This is a genomic window from Microcoleus sp. S28C3 (assembly GCF_036700785.1).
Classification (GTDB): Bacteria; Cyanobacteriota; Cyanobacteriia; order Cyanobacteriales; family Microcoleaceae; genus Microcoleus; species Microcoleus asticus.
In genome coordinates this window covers 22,894-41,286 of record NZ_JAUBPO010000001.1, presented here as the reverse complement: position 1 = coordinate 41,286, position 18,393 = coordinate 22,894, and the positions used below count along the sequence as shown (strand labels likewise).

Below are 18,393 nucleotides of genomic sequence, written 5' to 3'. Positions count from 1 at the left end.
GTTCACCAACAATATTTGTCAAAAACCGACAATCTCAAAAACCCGCCCCCGCCTATGTATTATGCACGATAGATCGGACACGCTTTTACACAGTTTCGACCAACTTTGGCAGCGAAACTGAAGGAGAGATTGCAAACTTTAACTCCTCCTTTTTCGAGTAAAAATGGATATTTTCTACAGAATATTTGACAAATTCCGACTCTTTTTTAGCACCGCAGGAACCTTTGAGTCGAACAGTTTTGGCTTCATCTTTTACCAAATCGGCACGATAGGTGTACGTACCGTCGGCTTTTTCAAAGGTAATTTCAGCTAAAAAAGCATCATTTTTTGTCTCTAAATCGAGAATTTTGCTGGCGACTTTGTAGTTAAACCAATCCCACCCGTAAAGCACAATCAATTCTCTTTCCAAAACTTGGATAGGATTTGGCAAAATTCCCCAACCACGATAAACTTTATTCAAGCATTCGATATCGCCAGTTCGCGTTAAAATTGATTGGAATGACGCGCGATCGAGATTTCCGTAATATCTGCCATCAGGCAAATCGATCGCAGTCGGTGCAAAGCGGTGTCCCCCAAAGTGACTGGATCTCCAAACGCGAACATCATTCAATTCTAACTCAGAAGCTAAAGCAGTTGCTTGGGCATAAAAAGGATTGCCGTATCTCGCACAACACATATCGTGACTGCCGTGAGTGCAAACCAAAATATCTCTAGTTTGCTTGTTTTCGGTTTCGCAATTAGGGACTTCTCCAGCTAAATAACTTTTGACAACTCCCGCTACTTTATCAAAACTATCTACATTAAATTCATGCTTTTCGTAACCGCCAAAAAGTTCCTGTTCTTTATTTTCATAAATCAAAACTTTGCGCTGATTAGAACATTTGGTTCGATCGTTATTTATCAACAAAAATCTGATTTTCTGTTTTGAACGTTCTACTTCCTCTACCAAATCCTTGAGATTTTGGGAAATTTGTTTAGAATTAAACGCTTCAGATTCCCAAGGTAAACAACATTCAATTAATATATAGGTTTGGTAATTACTACCGCTGCCAATAATATCCTCTTCAACGCATTTAGAAGCATCAGCACAAAAAAACTTATCCATCATTGTTTAACTCATTGTATGTGTCAGAAATTGGTCTTTTTACAACCCATTTATAAGAACTCATTTTCTTCTCCAATTTTAACCAACAAAAATAATTCCTTCAACTACCAGCTTCGACAAAAGTGGCACTACATCTATTTCCCAATCATAATCCGGCAACCAATCCATAACATCTTCCCCAGTAAAAAACTCCGTACTAAATAAATTGTCCGTAAATTTAGCTGTGACTCCTCTCAGGGATACTTCTTTACCTGCAACAACTATTTTGTATCCGCCACCATCAGATAATTCGTGAATTCTCACCCGCTGAAACTTGGGAATTCTAAACTTGGTTTGCACACCACAGGGAAAAATATTGAATCCTGCTTGATGAGGCAAAGAATATTTGGCAACAGGTTTTCCTAAACTGTCCAGATAACTGCTATACTCATCTGCAAGATTTTTATTGTTTGCGTAGCGGTGCAATTGGGCAATTAAACTGTTGACATTTGCATTGATAGAATCTGCGTTTGTTCGTAGCGGTAAACTTTTGCGCCAATCTGATTGTTCGCGCAATTCGCCAACCAACCATTCTAAAAAGTCAATTCCGGTTTTGCAATGTATTCCTAATGTTAAATGCAGCGATGGTTCTTCGCAAGCAACTGCATAATGCCAATGTCCGCGCGGTATGTAAAGCACATCCCCTGGATGTAAAATACAGCTTAAATATGCTTCGGTTTCTGGTGGTGGAAAAGATGAGGATTTTTGATCTTTCAGCGGATACTTAATTGTGTCTTCAAATACATACCATTGCTTGATTCCATCTACTTGCAATATAAAAACTTCGTGGGTGTCATAATGGGAAAAAAAGCCTTGTTTTTCCGGCCAGGAACAGTAGGCATTTACTTGATTTCCATAGCCAAAATCTGATTTTATTTCCGCAGCAAAGTGAGCGATTTCTGGAATTAGTTTGTGTACTTCATTTATAATTAAAGTTGCTCCAGATTGGCAGGATTTGATGAGGTTTTCATTGGCGCTTTCATCGAGGACTTTTCCTCCTATTGCTAAGCGGATGTCGGGGTATTTTAATTCGTGAAAGTTGAGAAGGTAGTTCAGTTTTTCCCAGGAAAATAAATGTGAAAAGTCTTTTTTGCCTTCGCTGGGAATTACAACTGCTTTGGTTGTCCAGTTGTCATCTAGAAAATCTTTGAGATTGTATGGTTGCAATAGGTTGGCGATCGATCGCATAATTCTTTATGACAATTTTTCTCAATAAAATTTGAAAAAATTAATCTTCAGAGGCAATGCCCCTATAGTTATCCCGCAAGCAAGGAGTACAATCTATTACTTCTTGCTTGGGGATCGAAGTCTAACAGAAAAGACTTTTAATTATTCGTTGCTAACATCGCTACCATCAGCATCAACATTCAGATGAGATGAGAGGTTTTTAGCTGTTACCTGCTTGGCAATTTCCTTGACTTCAACTTGAATTTTGCTGGCACGGGATTGTTTGAAAGTCGATCCGTCAATTTGCTTTGACATAAATGTCTCCAAATGTAGTAAACCGATCTAGCTCAGATGTTCCTTAACAATTGTGTTGAGGGTTCAATCTCAAGCTCTAAGTACCTTAGCATAAAGTCAATAAATTGCGCAAGTAGTTAATAAAGATTTTCAAGAGTTGAGAAGAAAGCTCATCCGCAAGAATGAGATATCAAGTTGAGCATGAGAGCTGAAGTCCTGTGAAAGTAAGAGTTTTAAGGTTTACCGCCTATGTTGCCGCGGTCAGCGCTATAAATAGAGGGATGGAAATGCGAGAACTTGTTGAATATTATTCTTAATAAGCTAGCATGGGTGAACCGACGCATCTGCCTGAAGGTAGATTATTTTTTTGAGACTTATGATTAAAACCAGCTACTATGGTGATCGGTCAGTTATCAGTTGTCAGTAGTAACCACTAACAATTAACAATTAACAATTAACCATTACCATTAACCATTAACAAATGAATCAATATTTTGCTACAGTTGCGCGCGGTTTAGAAACTATTGCCGCCCAAGAATTAGAACGTTTAGGGGCTCAGGATGTCAAGCCAGATTTTACTGGGGTTTACTTTGCGGGCGATCGCACTTTATTGTACCGCGTCAATCTTTGGTCGAGAACAATTTTTCGAGTGCTAATGCCGATCGCTGAATTCCGGTGTTACAACTCAGATATGCTCTACCGCGAAGTGCAGAAAATCCCTTGGGACGAATACTTGTATCCCGAAAATACTTTAGCAGTAAACTGCACCGGCGGCAACGAAAAGTTGAACCACACTCACTATACAGCTTTGCAGGTCAAAAATGCGATCGCCGACCAACAGCGCCTTCAATTTAACAAGCGTTCTAATGTTGATGTAGAGCATCCCGATTTGCTAATTAACATTCACATTCATCAAGATAGAGCTATTTTAAGTTTAGACAGTTCTGGCGGCAGTTTGCACCGCCGGGGATATCGACCGGCGATGGGGCTTGCTCCCCTCAAAGAAACCCTAGCTGCGGCTTTGTTGGAGATGGCAGAATGGACGCCAGATTTGCCGTTTTTAGACCCGATGTGCGGTTCTGGAACTTTGCCTTTGGAAGCGAGTTTAAAGGCTTTGAATATTGCACCGGGATTGTTTCGAGAAAAGTTTGGATTTATGACTTGGCGGGATTTTGACGAACCTTTGTGGGATAAATTGTGGGCAGAAGCTGAAAATAGTGAGTTACCGGAGCTTCAGCAAGTGGTTGCTGGGTGCGATCGCGATTCCGATATGTTAACCCAAGCTCGCACGAACGCGCAGCAAGCCGGTATTTCCGGTAAGATTCAGTTTGCTCAAACCGAGCTATCCCAGTTGGAAGCACCCGCAGACAGAGGCGTTTTGATTTGCAATCCTCCCTACGGAGAGCGCCTGGGAGATGCTAGCGAATTGGGAGATTTGTACAAGATGTTGGGGGATATTTTCAAAAATCGTTTTAAAGGTTGGAATGCGTTTATTTTGACTGGGAATAAGGAGTTGGGTAAAAAGGTGGGACTCAGGACATCGCGGCGAATTCCGGTTTTTAATGGATCGATTCCGTGTACTTTGCTCAAATATGAACTGTATTAGGGGAGAGGATCCGGAAAATTGCGGTAATGACCCAGCTACTGCAAAAGTGGATAACCAAGAAAGACGTGCAGCTATGGTAGAATTGCTCCGGCTATAGTTAAATTGAGCTTTTGGATACCGCTTTAGAATCATTTTCATTTACAGCCTCTAAAAATATGAAATCAAAATTTATAGTGTGGGGCGCGATAATTTTTAATATATTAAATTTAATTATCGTACTCTGTCCCTATTCTTTAGCAGGTGTGGATCTTGACGTGTGGGCGGGATTATTTGGTATATGTTTTTTGTTAATATATGTTTTTTATGTATTTTTAGACCCAGAAACATTCGTACAAAATCCCGACAAGTTAGCTGTAAGAATAGTCGCTTTTTCCTTAATTATTTCTACCTGCACCCTACTTTATTATTTGGGTAAATTACCCGAATATGTGATTGGTATAGTGATTTTTGGAGAAAGAGGAGAACTCGTACAAGTTGTACAATCACCCAATCAATTAAAATCTGTTTACAGCTACTACAACGGAGATTTCATGTTGAACGATCGCGATGATACCACAGGTTCATGCAGTCTGAGGTTAAGATACAAGTTAATGCCTTTTATTGAAAAAAAAATCTTCTCTTCTGATGGGCAAGAGCTTTATTTTAGAGTCAATGAAAATGAAAACGAACCTGAGGTGCCACCTTCGCCTATGAAGAAGGCAGGTGACAAAGCAGAAGCACTAATACTAAAGAAAAAAAAGAATATCTGCGGAATTAAATGGCTCAACAATAATCAAATTCAAATGCCTACAGGGGAAATTATATCACCTTAATCGGAGGTGTATCACCGCTCATCCCTCCCCCGGCAACAAAGAAACGTGAGCGGAAACAATCTTCCACCCTTGAGGAAACTTTCGCCACATCTGACTCTGCCGCCCCAGCCGCACCACTCCATCCATTACACGGCGAAATTCCAGCGTCACAGCCGCCGTGTCTGCATTGAATGTCACGACTTTGAGGTTGAAAATTTCTCGATCGACATTTACAGGCGATCGCCCTTGGCGAAAAGCCCTCACCTCATCGCTCCCGTACAGGTTCTCCGTCACCCCAAACCGCACGACTTCCGGCGCATCCCAGAACAAATTATCGAGAGTTTCAATATCGTTCGTACAAAGAGCTTTTTCGTATTTTAAATATAGTTCAGTTAACTCAGCCACCACAGCAGAATCATTGATAACAGTCATTCGATTTTAGATTTTAGATTTTAGATTGACACCACGGATAAATCCGGGGGCTTGAGGATGCAAGGATTTTGGATTTTGGATTGATTCCACGGATAAATCCGGGGGCTTGTACCATCAAGAAATTATTGTCATAAATTGTAGATTTTAAAACTCTTAACTTTCACACGTTTTGTTTGCAATAAGGACTTAAAGTCCTTACTACAAACGCAACTAATTAGAGGAAATTAATGCTCAATTTTCAGCGAAAGAATCTTGTCACCTTGGCGGATAGCATTGACGACAGACATATCCTCAGTTTTGCCAAAAGTTGTGTGAACTCCATCTAAATGAGACTGGGGAGAATGGCAAATAAAGAATTGGCTACCACCCGTATCTTTACCTGCGTGAGCCATCGATAAAGTTCCTGCCAAATGTTTGTTGGAGTTGATTTCGCACTTGATTTTGTAGCCGGGGCCGCCGGTTCCATTGCCTTTTGGACAGCCACCTTGAATCATAAAGTTAGGAATGACTCGGTGAAAAGCCAATCCATCGTAAAAACCTTTTTCCGCCAAGTCAACAAAATTCTTCACTGTGTTAGGCGCATCCGCATCGAACAATTCCAAATTGATTGTGCCTTTGTCGGTTTCCATAATAGCGCGGGTCATGATTTTTCCTTGCTTCCTAAAATGAGTGTGTTGCCTGCGTGTTAATTGCGGACTTCGCTTTTATAGCGACAGGTTTCAAACTGTCGTTATATTGTGGCTTTCAGAAGTGTAGCATATTCCGGCAACTCTCATAGGACTTATGTGCGCTTTCTGAGGAAACTCGGTTTATGGCGAGATTTCTGCTTAGCAAAGCCAATATTTTCGGAGACACCGAGTTTGTTACCCTCAGTCATATTTTAATTGTTGGTCACTTGCGGGCGATCGGGTTCTTCTTGAATATCGCTCATATTAAAAATGAAAGGAACCCGACTCGAACCGCTGCCCATCACCAACACTTTTGGCATCTGAGCGCCCCCGCTTCTCCAAGCTTCGATCGCCTCTTTTTGCAGAACTAAATTGCCGCCCTGAGCCTTCAAAGTTTCAGCCAACAGCCTTTGAGCTTCCGCCCTACCTTGAGCGCGGTTAATGTCAGCTTGAGCCTGTTGCTCTGCTTCCTGAGCCACATAAACCGCCCTTTGCGCCCGCTGTTCAGCAACCTGTTTCTCCTCAACCGCTTTTGCAAAATCTGTGGAGAATCGAATGTTAACAACGCTCGTATCGAGGACGATTACATCATACTTTGATAGCCTGTCCTTCAGCGCAGTATCAAAGTCTCTCTTCAGTTCACTTCTTTGAGTAATAGATTGTTCGGCGGTTCTGAGTGCAGCCGCTGTTTTAAATGCTTCTTGAGTCTGAGGAGCAATAATTTTTGAGACTATATTCTCCAAAGTTACTTGAGTTCTTCTGATCTCAACTATTCTCTCAGCATCAAGGCGAAAATTGATCGCAAAACTAGCATTTAAATCCTGAAGGTCTTTAGTAGCACTCTGGGCGGGAACTTCAAATTTTTGCACTGTTACATCGTACACATCTACCTTAGATATCAGCGGGGGTCTGAGGTGAAACCCCTCTAACAATGCTCCATCTTTGGCTTTTCCTAAAACGCTGACTACCCCTGCTTCGCCTGGATTGATGACAACAAAAGAGTTTAAACCGATGAGTAGCGCGCCTACTAATAGAATCCCAGCGAGTGCTGATGATATGCTCTGAAAACTTTGATTTTTCAACTTACACGCTCCTTTGTGCTCATTTCATTATAATGGTTAAATAGATTGGGTCGCCTCTAAAGTCTCAAATCTAAAATTACAATCTAAAATGGATGGGGTTGCCTCTGAAATCTTAAATCTAAAATGGATGGGCTGATGCTCAAAATTGTTAAATATCCTAGAACTTATCACATCGAAGGTTCGCGTTTCCAACCAGGCGATGAAGACCTCGATAGCGTGCCATTTAGCGCCCTTAGCGATCGCCCTACAGTGATTGAAGAAAAGGTAGACGGCGCTAATACAGGCATCAGCTTCGCACCAGACGGACAAATGCTGCTGCAAAGTCGCGGCCACTATCTCACCGGCGGGCCGAGGGAAAAACATTTTAACTTATTCAAACAGTGGGCTTTCAGTCTCAGCGGAACCCTGGGAAAAGTCCTGGGAAATCGCTATATTCTTTACGGTGAATGGCTTTATGCCAAACACACTGTCTTTTATGATTTTTTGCCGCACTATTTCATGGAATACGATGTGCTCGACTTAGAAACCAATCAATTTTTGAGTACAGAATCCCGCCGCAATTTGTTAAGCGGACTGCCGTTCGTGTCCGTTCCCGTGCTGTTTTCGGGAGTGTTGAAATCTCCCAAGCAAATGATGCAGTTTATGGACAAATCTAATTTTATTCAACCCGGACATTTGGAAAGCTTGCGTTTGTACTGTCGGGAATTGGGATTAGATGAAGAACGGTGTTTGAAAGAGACTGACAAGAGCGATCGCATGGAGGGTCTGTACATTAAAGTCGAAGAAGATGGGATAGTAAAGGCGCGTTACAAATACGTGCGTGCCAGTTTTTTGACTGCTATTAAAAATGCCGAAGGACATTGGCTAAATCGCCCAATTATACCCAATATTCTGCGTCCCGGCGCAGATTTATTTAATTTTAGTTAACTAGCAGGTGAATTTATGAATACACTGTTATCGCCCTCGCCGCCTTGGACTTTTCCCTTTTGTCCCGAACCGCCCGATTGGTTCCTGGATTGGGACGGTATTCAAACGCATTTCGACTGGATTGACAGCCTCAAAGGATGTCAGCAAGACCCGATTTACCACGCCGAAGGAGATGTTTTTATTCACACCAAAATGGTCTGTGAAGCCTTAATATCTTCCCCAAATTGGCGGCAACTTCCCGAAAAAGACCGATCGATGCTTTTTGCCGCCGCTTTGCTGCACGATGTCGCAAAACCTGCCTTTACAAAGACAGAAGAAAATGGCAGAATTAGCTCAAAAGGTCACGCCCGCCAAGGTGCGAGAATGGTCAGACAAATTTTATCTCAATTCGAGCCACCTGTGCAGTTTGACATTCGCGAAACAGTTGTGGCGATCGTCAAATTCGGCAGTTTACCCATCTGGCTGATCGACAAACCCAACCCGCAGCAGTCAGTAATTAAAGTTAGTCAAGTTGTCCGCTGCGATTTCCTCGCACTTTTAGCAGAAGCAGACGTGCGCGGCCGCCACTGCGCCGACAAACAAGAACTGCTCGATAAAATACAACTATTTCGGGAGTTTTGTCAAGAAAATAAATGTTTGGATTCTCCCCGACAATTCCCATCAGCACACAGCCGATTTATCTACTTCCGCAAAGAGAACGGAAACCCGGATTACGAAGCATTTGACGACACTAAATGCGAAGTAATTTTGATGTCTGGCTTGCCAGGAAGCGGTAAAGATTATTGGGTTCGGAAAAATCTCCCAGATTTGCCAGTAATCTCGCTGGATGCACTGCGAAAAGAGATGAATGTCCCTCCCGACGAAACCCCTGGAAATGTGGTCACAGCAGCCAAACAAAAAGCGCGCGAATACATGAGTGAGGGGCGTTCTTTTGTGTGGAACGCCACGAATACCACTAAACAAATGCGGCAGCAATTAATTGATTTTTTTGCTGCTTATCAAGCGCGAATTCGCATTGTTTATCTGGAAGTACCTCTAGAAGAAATATTGCAGCGGAATCGATCGCGCACAGCAACAGTACCCGAAGCAGTCATTCGCAAATTAGCTGCGCGGCTGGATATTCCAGATATCACAGAAGCCCATCAAGTCGAGTGGATCGTAGCCACTCAGGCTACTTTAGGGGCGATTCCCCTCAGTTAGCTATATTACTTCAACGCGCTACCAGCTCCTTTTTCCCTAAAATAGAATCGTCATAATGCGCCAACAAATCAGCAGGGTGATCGTAAATTTCCGCAGCATTTGCCAGCGAAGTATCATCGAAACCTCCGCACCGAAAAGCAATTACTGGCACCCCGCACTTGCCCGCAGCTTCGATATCGTAAGGAGTATCAGCTAACATCACAGTCTGACTCGCTTCCACCTGCAATTTGCTCAAAGCAGCTTCCACAATATCCGGTTCCGGTTTAGAAGCTTCCGCATCGCTAGATGTCGTGGCTCGATCCAATAAATCGTCAACTTGTGCAGCTTTCAGCAAACCGGAAAGTTCTTCGGTGGTAGATGAAGTAGCAATAATTAGCTGCAATCCTTCTTGCTGCATTTTTAACAGTAAATCCCGCGAACCGGGGGTTGGAGAAAGTTCGGGAGCGCGGTTAACAATCAGTTCTTTGCGCCGCTGTGCAATCTTTTTCCCGTCGCCTGCTTCGTCGGAAAGTCCTGATACCATTTTGGGTATAACTTTGTCGCCTCCCATGCCAATTAGCGGGCGAACTTTCTCGAACGGCACCTCGTAGCCGTAAGCCGCAAATGCCTCTACCCAAGCTTGAGCGTGGGCGTCATTGCTGAGCGTCAGAGTACCGTCAATATCGAGAATTACTGCTTGCAATTGCATAACTTATTTGTTGTTAGTTATTAGACTTATTGTCAAAACCTGGTTTGTAGTAAGGACTTCAGTCCTTAACTAATTAATTAGCAAATCAGCGATGAAAGTTCTTACTACTAACCAAAGGTTTGTAGTAAGAACTTTCGTTTGTGTTAGGTTAGGAGTAAGCATTTTAGTCCTTAATTAGTTAAGTTAATCTGGGACTGACCAGCTTACTATTAACTTTTTGATTGGCTATTTCATCCCGGTGCCGTGCAATTTTGGTTCGGGCTGCGGCGGTACTATTTCTGGCCCTAACGGTTGGGGATTGGCGACATATTCAAACTCGCCTTTGCCGTCCATTGATTTGCCTTTCGCCCAGCGTCCCTGGCTACTTTCGGAACCTTCAGAATGATTCCAAAACTGATAAGCAAATTGTGACTTTTCCAACTCCTGCGGGAAGGAACTCGGAACGGGTGTTGTTTCCATTCCCGAACTTTCTAAATCTTCGATCGCCGCCAGCCACAAATTTTGGTGCATCGTGTCGCGGGCGATCATAAAACTCAGGGTGTCTTTCACGCCCGCATCGTCTGACATTTCATACATCCGCACAGCCTGCAATCTTCCTTGCGATTCGGCGTGCAAATTCGAGCGAAAATCTGCTAAAAGATTGCCGCTAGCAACGATATAACGGCCGTTCCAGGGATACCCTACGCTGTCGCTAGGAAGTGCGCCCAAACCCGATACAATTGCGTGCTGCGGATTCATGCTGGCGGCGATCGCATCTCGCGGGCTGTTTCCACCCATCACAGCACCCACCACAGCATCCTTGAAACCGTCTTCTTGCATAGATACAGGAGCTTTATCTAACAAGTGAGCAATCATAGTTGCTAGCATCTCGATATGCCCGATTTCTTCTGTACCGACATCAAGCAGCATATCGCGATATTTGGCAGGGCCTCGGCAGTTCCAACCTTGAAATAGGTACTGCATCATCACTGTCATTTCGCCAAATGTACCGCCAATTAGTTCTTGTATTTTCTTGGCGTAAACGGCATCTGGCTTTTCTGGTCTTTTGTAATACTGTAGTGGCTTCTTATGGTAAAACATGGGGAATTCCTCCCAGGGTTGTTTGATTAACTTCCCTTATTTGTAACGCTGCCCGTGAGGGAGGAAATCAGCTTTTAGTCATAAAGAAACTCAATCAAACCCGGTTATCTTTATCACTTTAGTTTAATGCGGTTTTTCGCGCCTGCGAACTAAAGACTCTATTAAATTTAGTCGATCGTACATTCTATTTAAACAAACACAGCGCTGTGTCTTCCGGGTGTCAAAAAACACGTCAAAACCGCCCTCCGGCAGAGGTTTTAACCCCTGTGGGAGAGCGGTTTTTCGGGTTTAGCCGACACCTATGTGCCGTGTCCCTAGCCCTAGCTTCCAGTCCCCCCCTTAACAAGGGGGGGCTAGGAGGAATGTCTTGAATCAGCTAGTTTTATAGTTTTCCTCAGTCCAACAACGCGGTAGAGCTTCACCGGAAGGAAACACTAATTTACTTTTTGGAAAATTTGCTTTCTCTTGCTCTTCTTCACCAGCTTGATTTTTTCCCGGCACTTCATTTTTTGTAGGGCTGATTAAAGCATCTACATCGAGGATTTCAATCAAGTCGCCTGATTCTTTTTCTTGTAAAAGCATAGTTTTTCCTTGAAGGCTAAATGCGAGTTAGGGTTTGAGGACAACTTTGATGCAGTTGTCTTTTTTCTGTTTGAAAATCTCGTAAGCGTGGGGCGCTTCATCCAATTTCATTCGGTGCGTAATTACGAATGACGGGTCAATTTCGCCTTTTTGAACGCGATCGAGCAAAGGCCGCAAATAGCGGTGAACGTGCGTCTGTCCCATTTTCATGGTCAAACCTTTGTTGAAAGCTGCACCTAATGGCACTTTGTCAACGAAGCCGCCGTAAACGCCGGGAATTGACACTGTACCACCCTTGCGACACGCGAGGATCACTTGTCGCAGGGCCGTAGGTCGATCGCTCTCCAACCGCACGGCTTGCTTGGCTTTGTCGTACAAAGCGTCGAGACCGGTGCCGTGGGCTTCCATTCCCACCGCGTCGATGCAAGAGTCGGGCCCGCGTCCCCCGGTCATTTCGGTGACGGCTTCCCCGGCGTCCATTTCTTCGTAATTGATGATTTCAGCTTTTGCCGCGGCCGCCATTTGCAAGCGTTCCGGTACGCGGTCGATCGCAATTACTCGATCGGCCCCCAGCATAAACGCGCTTCTGATCGCAAATTGTCCGACCGGCCCGCATCCCCAAACTGCTACAGTATCCCCCGGCTGAATGTCGCAGTTTTCGGCGGCCATGTAACCGGTAGGAAAGATATCGGTGAGGAACAATACTTGTTCGTCAGAAAGTCCGTCGGGAATTTTTAAAGGGCCGACATCTGCAAACGGAACCCGCGCGTATTCTGCTTGGCCTCCTGCATAGCCACCCGTTAAATGCGAGTAGCCAAACAGTCCCGCCGGCGAATGACCGTAGATTTTTTCAGCCAGCCCAGCATTGGGGTTGGAGTTGTCGCACAGCGACCACAAATCGCGGTTGCAAAAGAAGCAACTGCCGCAAGAAATAGTAAAAGGAATGACGACGCGATCGCCCTTTTTTAAGTTCTTGACTTGGCTGCCGAGTTCGACTACTTCCCCCATGAATTCGTGCCCCATGATGTCGCCCGATTGCATTGTCGGGATGAAGCCATCGTAGAGGTGCAAATCTGAGCCGCAGATTGCTGTAGACGTGATTTTAACTATTGCATCGCGCGGATTGATAATTGTTGGGTCTGGTACATTATCAACTCGCACATCATTTGCTCCGTGCCAGCAAAGAGCTTTCATTATTTTTTTCCTCTAGTTAACTACTAGCTAGTAGATTTTTGATGTAAATCTTAAATTTACTACGCTGATAAATCACTTACTTGGATAATTTTTACTTTAACCCGATAAAATAAATTTTATCTCTATCGTAGGTATAATTTATAAATCTATCTTCCGGCTGTTTTCAATAACAAAAATGTAAAGCTTATCCTCCAGCTAAAGTGCGGGAGATTTCACATTCTTCTGTTAAGCCCCAACAGTTATAGCAACCGCGCCCGACGGTTAGAACGTTCTTAATTGCTGAAACCGTTGCCGAAAATTGCTTCTTTCTTCTCTACTAGATAACTAAAGCCTTATTCCTTCTCTTCTAGATAACTAAAGCCTTTTTCCTTTTTCGTTTTTCCTTGTTCTTTCTTCCTTCAACATCTGCTATAACAGCTAAGAACTACATAGCTGAGATTGTTTTTGTCGATCGGCGATCGCTCTTCTCTCACAATAAATAAAACCTTCGCACTTAATCTCACTATAGCGGAGGCTTAAGCTCACATTAGATAAATAGCGACCGAAAACTTCTCAACTAAAAGCGGGTTTATCGATTATTAAGTAGGGTGCGTGACTTTTGTATAGCTCAACACCATGCCCCAATATTGAGAATCACGCACCCTGCTTAAGAAGGATTAATCGTCAAATATTGTATATTAGTTATAGCTAAAAGCCGAGCTTGCGCTAAAGTTGTTAAAGATTAAAATTTATCGATCGCCTTTTATGCCTTACACTGCATCTACCCCAACAGACCCCAATCAACCCAACATCCGCAATGCCGACCACCGCCTATTAGAATTCACCAAGCTAACGCCGATGATGCAGCGGTATGTGGAAGTGAAAGAACAGTATCCCCACGCACTTTTATTGTTTCGAGTCGGAGATTTTTTTGAGTGTTTTTTCCAAGATGCAGTTACTATTTCGCAGGAATTAGAACTTGTTTGTACTAGCAAAGAAAGCGGCAAGGAAATTGGCAGAGTGCCGATGACAGGAGTGCCGCACCACGCCGTCGACCGCTACACCTCAATGTTAGTAGAAAAAGGCTATGCTGTAGTAGTTTGCGACCAAGTGGAAGATGCGTCGATTGCTGCTAAAGAAGGCCGCCAAGTCAAGCGCGAAATTACCCGCATTCTCACTCCCGGAACTTTGACTGATGACGGAATGCTCAAACCCAGACAAAATAATTTTTTAGCAGCAGTCGTCATCGCTGGGGAACATTGGGGATTGGCTTATACAGATATTTCTACGGGAGAATTCGTCACTACCCAAGCAGACAGTTTAGAACAATTAACCTTAGAATTGCTGCGCTTGCAACCTTCGGAAGTCTTGGTACCGACTAATGCGCCGGATTTGGTGACTATGTTAAGGCCCGGAGAGAAATCCGAGCATTTACCCGATTGTTTGCCGAATTCGTTTTGCTATTCTTTGCGATCGCAAGTTCCGTTTACTTTGTCCGAAGCGAAACAGAGAATCCTGCAAAAGTTCAAAGTGCGATCGCTCGAAGGTATGGGATGCGGACACCTTTCCCTAGCAGTGCGCGCCGCCGGCGGTTTGCTGCAATATCTCGAAGAAACTCAAAAGGAAAAAGCAGTTTCTTTGCAAAGATTGCACACTTACACTCTCACCGATTTTCTCGTACTCGACTACCAAACCCGCCGCAATCTCGAAATTACTCAAACAGTCAGAGATGGGGTTTTTCACGGTTCGCTGCTGTGGGCTATAGACAAAACCAGCACCGCAATGGGAGGCCGCGCTTTGCGCCGCTGGGTGCTGCAACCTTTGCTCAACATTAAAGGCATTGGCGCCCGACACGACACGATTCAAGAATTAGTAGAAAATAACGCCCTGCGCCAAGATTTGCAGCAGTTGCTGCGCCAAATTTACGACATCGAAAGACTGACAGGCCGCGCCGGTTCTGGAACAGCTAGCGCGCGGGATTTGGTCGCTTTAGCTGATTCTCTGGGAAAACTGCCGGCATTAGCCTCGATCGCAGCCCAAGGGCGATCGCCCTATTTGAAAGCGCTGCAAAATGTACCGCCAATTTTAGAAGAATTATCAACTAAGATTCACGCTCATTTAGTTGATGAACCGCCGATTCATTTAAAAGAAGGAGGTTTGATTCGCTCGGGAATCAATCCCATGCTAGATGAAATGCGCCACACTGCATCAGCCGACCAAGAATGGATTGCAAATTTAGAAGCAACTGAGAGAAAACGCACGGGAATTTCTAATTTAAAAGTTGGCTACAATAAAGCTTTCGGCTATTACATCAGCATTACCAAGTCGAAAGTAGACCAAGTGCCGAACGACTACACCCGCAAGCAAACTCTCACCAATGAAGAACGCTACAGCACTGAAGAATTAAAAGAAAGGGAAGTGCGAATTCTGACGGCGCGGGAAGATTTAAATCAATTGGAATACGATATTTTTGCTAAAGTGCGATCGGAGGTAGGAGAACACGCCGAAATTATTCGCAATGTTTCCCGCGCCGTGGCGGCGGCCGATGTTTTGTGCGGTTTGTCAGAAGTAGCAGTTTACCAGAATTACTGTCGCCCGACTATGACAGAAAGTCGGGAAATTAAAATTATTGAAGGTTGTCATCCTGTGGTGGAAAAGTCTTTGCCGCCGGGATTCTTTGTACCTAATTCTGCTTTTTTGGGCCGGGAAGAATCGTTAAACCGCCCAGATTTAATTATTTTAACCGGCCCGAATGCTAGCGGGAAGAGTTGTTATTTGCGGCAGGTGGGTTTGATCCAGTTAATGGCGCAAATGGGCAGTTTTGTGCCCGCGAAAGCTGCGAGTTTGGGAATTTGCGATCGCATTTTTACCCGCGTCGGCGCAGTAGATGATTTGGCAACCGGTCAATCTACGTTTATGGTGGAAATGAACGAAACTGCAAATATTCTCAATCACGCGACGCCGCAATCATTGGTGTTGTTAGATGAAATTGGCAGGGGAACGGCGACGTTTGACGGACTGTCGATTGCTTGGTCTGTAGCGGAATATTTAGCAACTGAGATTCGGGCGCGGACAATTTTTGCTACTCACTATCACGAATTGAATGAGTTAGCTTCTATTTTGGATAATGTCGCAAATTATCAGGTGACAGTCAAAGAATTGCCGGATCAAATCGTATTTTTGCACCAAGTTCAGCCGGGAGGTGCTGACAAATCTTACGGAATTGAAGCGGGCAGATTAGCTGGTTTACCGCCCTCGGTGATTGACAGGGCGAGACAGGTGATGAAGCAGATTGAGAAACATAGCAAAATTGCGATCGGGCTCCGAAAGGGTGTTAAAAAAGATGGTAAAAAAGAGTCGGAGGGCGAACAGTTGGATATTTTTGAGGATTGAAATTTGCGGTGTAAAAAAAATTGTAGTAACTTCTATATTGCACCATTTTCAATAAGCCTTTCAGGGGCGGGCATCCTGCCCGCCCCACAATAAAATTTAATTTTTGTGGAACAGGCATCCTGCCTGTTCTTGAGCATGGTGCAATATAGAAGTTACTACTTTTACTACAAACCAGCAACTCTAACGCCCATTTTGCAACTTTCTTACCTCTTTGTGCACGCTCATCCCAATTTCCAAAGCCTCATTCAACAACCGCCCGTATTCAGTCGCCCGATCGCTCACATCCACCGCCATCAAAGCAGCCAAATTACTTTCAATATTAGCAAATAACTCGTAACGGCGGCCGATAAATTGCTGATTTTCCCTGAGAATCCTTTCTGTTTTCAAAGCACAGACTAAACTTTCTCTAGTAATTTTTAATGCCTCAATTGCATCTGCTCGGTTAATTAAATTGGCTTGTAAATTGCCAGCAGCCGTTAGGCGATCGATAATATCTAAAGCCTGAATCACCTCATGATACTTCTCAACTTCATCTAGCAGACCCGCCAGCGTTGCCAGAGGCTTTGCCTTAACCCATTTATAGATATTCCAAGCAACAGTAATCGCCAGCGATAAACCCAAAGTTATTTGTAAAACCCGGACAAATATCTCAGCATCGCTAAATGAACCAACATTATGTTGATTAGCCAGTAAAGCAACAGGCAGTGAAACAACTAATGTCACGCAAAATATCAGCAACTCATTCAACAAAAGAGAGAACAGCTTTTTCCCGTTCAGGAGTGCCGCAGATCGGTAAAAGTCGGCTGCAAAACCGTCGCTCAAAGCTATTCCGCTCAAATCCTCTAACTCTCTTTCCGGAATTGTCAACTCATCCAAATCCGCTTGTATCACTATTTCAAATCTCCTTAACTTGACATTAATTAAAACCCTCCAATCGACCTAATTGAATCCCACAGACTCAGATAAAAATTGCTTTCTCGGTTTCTGAACAGTTGAAAAGCTTGTCCAGGTGCGCCAAAAAACGGTCTCAGCGTCCATCCCAACTGACTGCCTACAAACGCATAAAGTCCCAACCAAAAGCGCAAAATATTTAGCCTGAGGTCTTTGCCTTCCGCATCTTGTTCGGACAGAAAGTGCATTCCTTGATAAATGAAACTTACGCCCAAAAATCCTGTGATTGCCATAATAGCAACATTCAACACCAGATAAAAATTGTAATTGGTACTGCTTAGGAGAAAAAACAGACTGACCGGTGCAAATCCAAATAGCAAAACGCTAATCATCGCCATCGCTGTCATCAACAATGTCAAATACTGCTCAAAAGTTCGTTTTGAACCAAACATGACATTAAAAAAGTACAGTGTGGGAAAGCAGATAATCAGCGTCAGCAAGTAAAGTGCTGGCAGCTTAATTGCTGAAACTAGACATTGCATCCACGTACTCGATGCACCTAATATCGCTCCGTAAATGCCAAAAAATATGGTACTAGAAATCAACAAACCGAAAATTTTAGATTTGAGCTTGACACCTTGGCGAATTTCTTCGAGAAACTGTTGCCGTTCCCGCAGCAAATACATTACTACTGAAAAATATTTCACGGGATCTCCTTGTGACTGATGCGACTCCGAATCAGTCATAACTCAAGCTGAGTGTGCTCGGCAAGCTTGTCAAATCAGGGAACTCTATGTTAACCAATTATTCTTGCAGATACAGGACTTACACAGAACCTAATTAGGTTGGGTGCTCTTCTGCCGCGCACCTTACCGCTATTGAGTATGGGCTGCATATTTCTAGTCAAATTCTAGTCACATTGTCTCCAAATTGTATCCAAAAAGGTCATTTGATAGTCATTCCGTAGTCAAATCGTAGTCAATTTCTAGTCACTTGGAGCCCCGACTCACCCCTATTCTGGGCAATAAAAAACCTCAAACCGTTGACTTATCGTTGGTTTGAGGTTTTTGTAGGCGCAAGCGGGCAGCGGGAATCGAACCCGCATAGTTAGCTTGGAAGGCTAAAGTTTTACCACTAAACTATGCCCGCGCACAGAAACTAAACATACCACAAGTCTCTGGGGATTGCAATAGGCCTGTGCAAAATTTTTGAATACCTCCCTCACAGTGGCTCAATCGCGACTTGCGGCCCGATCGCCCCCTCGCCCAAAAAATC

The 18,393-nt window shown here is 43.8% G+C and carries 17 protein-coding genes and 1 tRNA gene; 5 read left to right on the top strand and 13 right to left on the bottom strand.

All coding sequences use genetic code 11. The annotated features are described in order from the left end of the window. Positions 1-85 precede the first annotated feature (85 nt). The 3 genes from QUA13_RS00190 to QUA13_RS00180 all read right to left on the bottom strand — a co-directional run bounded on the left by QUA13_RS00190 (position 86) and on the right by QUA13_RS00180 (position 2,626). Complete coding sequence (locus QUA13_RS00190; RefSeq protein WP_333195702.1) at positions 86-1,108, bottom strand: sucrase ferredoxin; 1,023 nt, start codon at positions 1,106-1,108, stop codon at positions 86-88. Between the two features lie 75 nt (positions 1,109-1,183). After that, complete coding sequence (locus tag QUA13_RS00185; protein WP_333195701.1) at positions 1,184-2,332, bottom strand: JmjC domain-containing protein; 1,149 nt, start codon at positions 2,330-2,332, stop codon at positions 1,184-1,186. A 141-nt stretch (positions 2,333-2,473) separates the two neighbouring features. Further along, positions 2,474-2,626 carry a hypothetical protein gene (locus QUA13_RS00180; protein ID WP_333024559.1) on the bottom strand — a complete coding sequence of 51 codons (153 nt, stop codon included), beginning with the start codon at positions 2,624-2,626 and terminating at the stop codon, positions 2,474-2,476. A 460-nt stretch (positions 2,627-3,086) separates the two neighbouring features. On the opposite strand from QUA13_RS00180, the gene QUA13_RS00175 reads away from it, so the two are divergent. Together QUA13_RS00175 and QUA13_RS00170 are read left to right on the top strand one after the other, a co-directional pair. Next, positions 3,087-4,211 carry a THUMP domain-containing protein gene (locus QUA13_RS00175; RefSeq protein WP_333195700.1) on the top strand — a complete coding sequence of 375 codons (1,125 nt, stop codon included), beginning with the start codon at positions 3,087-3,089 and terminating at the stop codon, positions 4,209-4,211. A 110-nt stretch (positions 4,212-4,321) separates the two neighbouring features. Then, positions 4,322-5,023: a hypothetical protein gene (locus QUA13_RS00170; protein ID WP_333195698.1), complete on the top strand. Its 702-nt coding sequence runs from the start codon at positions 4,322-4,324 to the stop codon at positions 5,021-5,023. 18 nt (positions 5,024-5,041) lie between these two features. Here QUA13_RS00170 and hpxZ read toward each other — a convergent pair whose 3' ends face one another. The 3 genes from hpxZ to QUA13_RS00155 all read right to left on the bottom strand — a co-directional run bounded on the left by hpxZ (position 5,042) and on the right by QUA13_RS00155 (position 7,184). Continuing rightward, positions 5,042-5,434: an oxalurate catabolism protein HpxZ gene (gene hpxZ / locus QUA13_RS00165; RefSeq protein WP_333195696.1), complete on the bottom strand. Its 393-nt coding sequence runs from the start codon at positions 5,432-5,434 to the stop codon at positions 5,042-5,044. 224 nt (positions 5,435-5,658) lie between these two features. Then, entirely contained in the window at positions 5,659-6,078 is a 420-nt protein-coding gene (locus QUA13_RS00160; protein ID WP_172185822.1) for a peptidylprolyl isomerase, read from the bottom strand. Between the two features lie 236 nt (positions 6,079-6,314). Continuing rightward, complete coding sequence (locus QUA13_RS00155) at positions 6,315-7,184, bottom strand: prohibitin family protein (protein ID WP_333195694.1); 870 nt, start codon at positions 7,182-7,184, stop codon at positions 6,315-6,317. 135 nt (positions 7,185-7,319) lie between these two features. Between QUA13_RS00155 and QUA13_RS00150 the strand changes: the two genes are divergently transcribed. Further along, positions 7,320-8,111 (top strand): RNA ligase family protein, encoded by a 792-nt coding sequence (locus QUA13_RS00150; protein ID WP_333195693.1) that lies wholly within the window; start codon positions 7,320-7,322, stop codon positions 8,109-8,111. Between the two features lie 15 nt (positions 8,112-8,126). Then, positions 8,127-9,311 carry an AAA family ATPase gene (locus QUA13_RS00145; RefSeq protein ID WP_333195691.1) on the top strand — a complete coding sequence of 395 codons (1,185 nt, stop codon included), beginning with the start codon at positions 8,127-8,129 and terminating at the stop codon, positions 9,309-9,311. Between the two features lie 10 nt (positions 9,312-9,321). Here the strand turns inward: QUA13_RS00145 and QUA13_RS00140 are convergent, their stop codons facing one another. The 4 genes from QUA13_RS00140 to QUA13_RS00125 all read right to left on the bottom strand — a co-directional run bounded on the left by QUA13_RS00140 (position 9,322) and on the right by QUA13_RS00125 (position 12,855). Beyond that, a complete protein-coding gene (locus QUA13_RS00140) occupies positions 9,322-9,999 on the bottom strand; it encodes an HAD family hydrolase (RefSeq protein ID WP_333195690.1) in 678 nt (225 codons plus the stop codon). A gap of 225 nt (positions 10,000-10,224) precedes the next feature. Further along, on the bottom strand, positions 10,225-11,079 hold the full coding sequence (locus tag QUA13_RS00135) for a manganese catalase family protein (protein WP_333195689.1): 855 nt from the start codon (positions 11,077-11,079) through the stop codon (positions 10,225-10,227). 372 nt (positions 11,080-11,451) lie between these two features. Continuing rightward, positions 11,452-11,661, bottom strand: a complete 210-nt coding sequence (locus QUA13_RS00130) for an acetyltransferase (protein ID WP_172185828.1) — start codon at positions 11,659-11,661, stop codon at positions 11,452-11,454. 27 nt (positions 11,662-11,688) lie between these two features. Beyond that, the gene (locus tag QUA13_RS00125; protein ID WP_333191471.1) at positions 11,689-12,855 is read right to left on the bottom strand and encodes a zinc-dependent alcohol dehydrogenase; all 1,167 of its coding nucleotides are present in this window, start codon (positions 12,853-12,855) and stop codon (positions 11,689-11,691) included. Between the two features lie 744 nt (positions 12,856-13,599). Here QUA13_RS00125 and mutS point away from each other — a divergent pair. Next, on the top strand, positions 13,600-16,227 hold the full coding sequence (gene mutS, locus QUA13_RS00120) for a DNA mismatch repair protein MutS (RefSeq protein ID WP_333195687.1): 2,628 nt from the start codon (positions 13,600-13,602) through the stop codon (positions 16,225-16,227). 180 nt (positions 16,228-16,407) lie between these two features. Here the strand turns inward: mutS and QUA13_RS00115 are convergent, their stop codons facing one another. The 3 genes from QUA13_RS00115 to QUA13_RS00105 form a co-directional block, all read right to left on the bottom strand. Next, on the bottom strand, positions 16,408-17,118 hold the full coding sequence (locus QUA13_RS00115) for a hypothetical protein (protein ID WP_172185831.1): 711 nt from the start codon (positions 17,116-17,118) through the stop codon (positions 16,408-16,410). A 29-nt stretch (positions 17,119-17,147) separates the two neighbouring features. Beyond that, a complete protein-coding gene (locus QUA13_RS00110; protein ID WP_333195686.1) occupies positions 17,148-17,825 on the bottom strand; it encodes an actin-binding WH2 domain-containing protein in 678 nt (225 codons plus the stop codon). 371 nt (positions 17,826-18,196) lie between these two features. After that, a tRNA-Gly gene (locus tag QUA13_RS00105) sits at positions 18,197-18,267 on the bottom strand. Positions 18,268-18,393 lie beyond the last annotated feature (126 nt).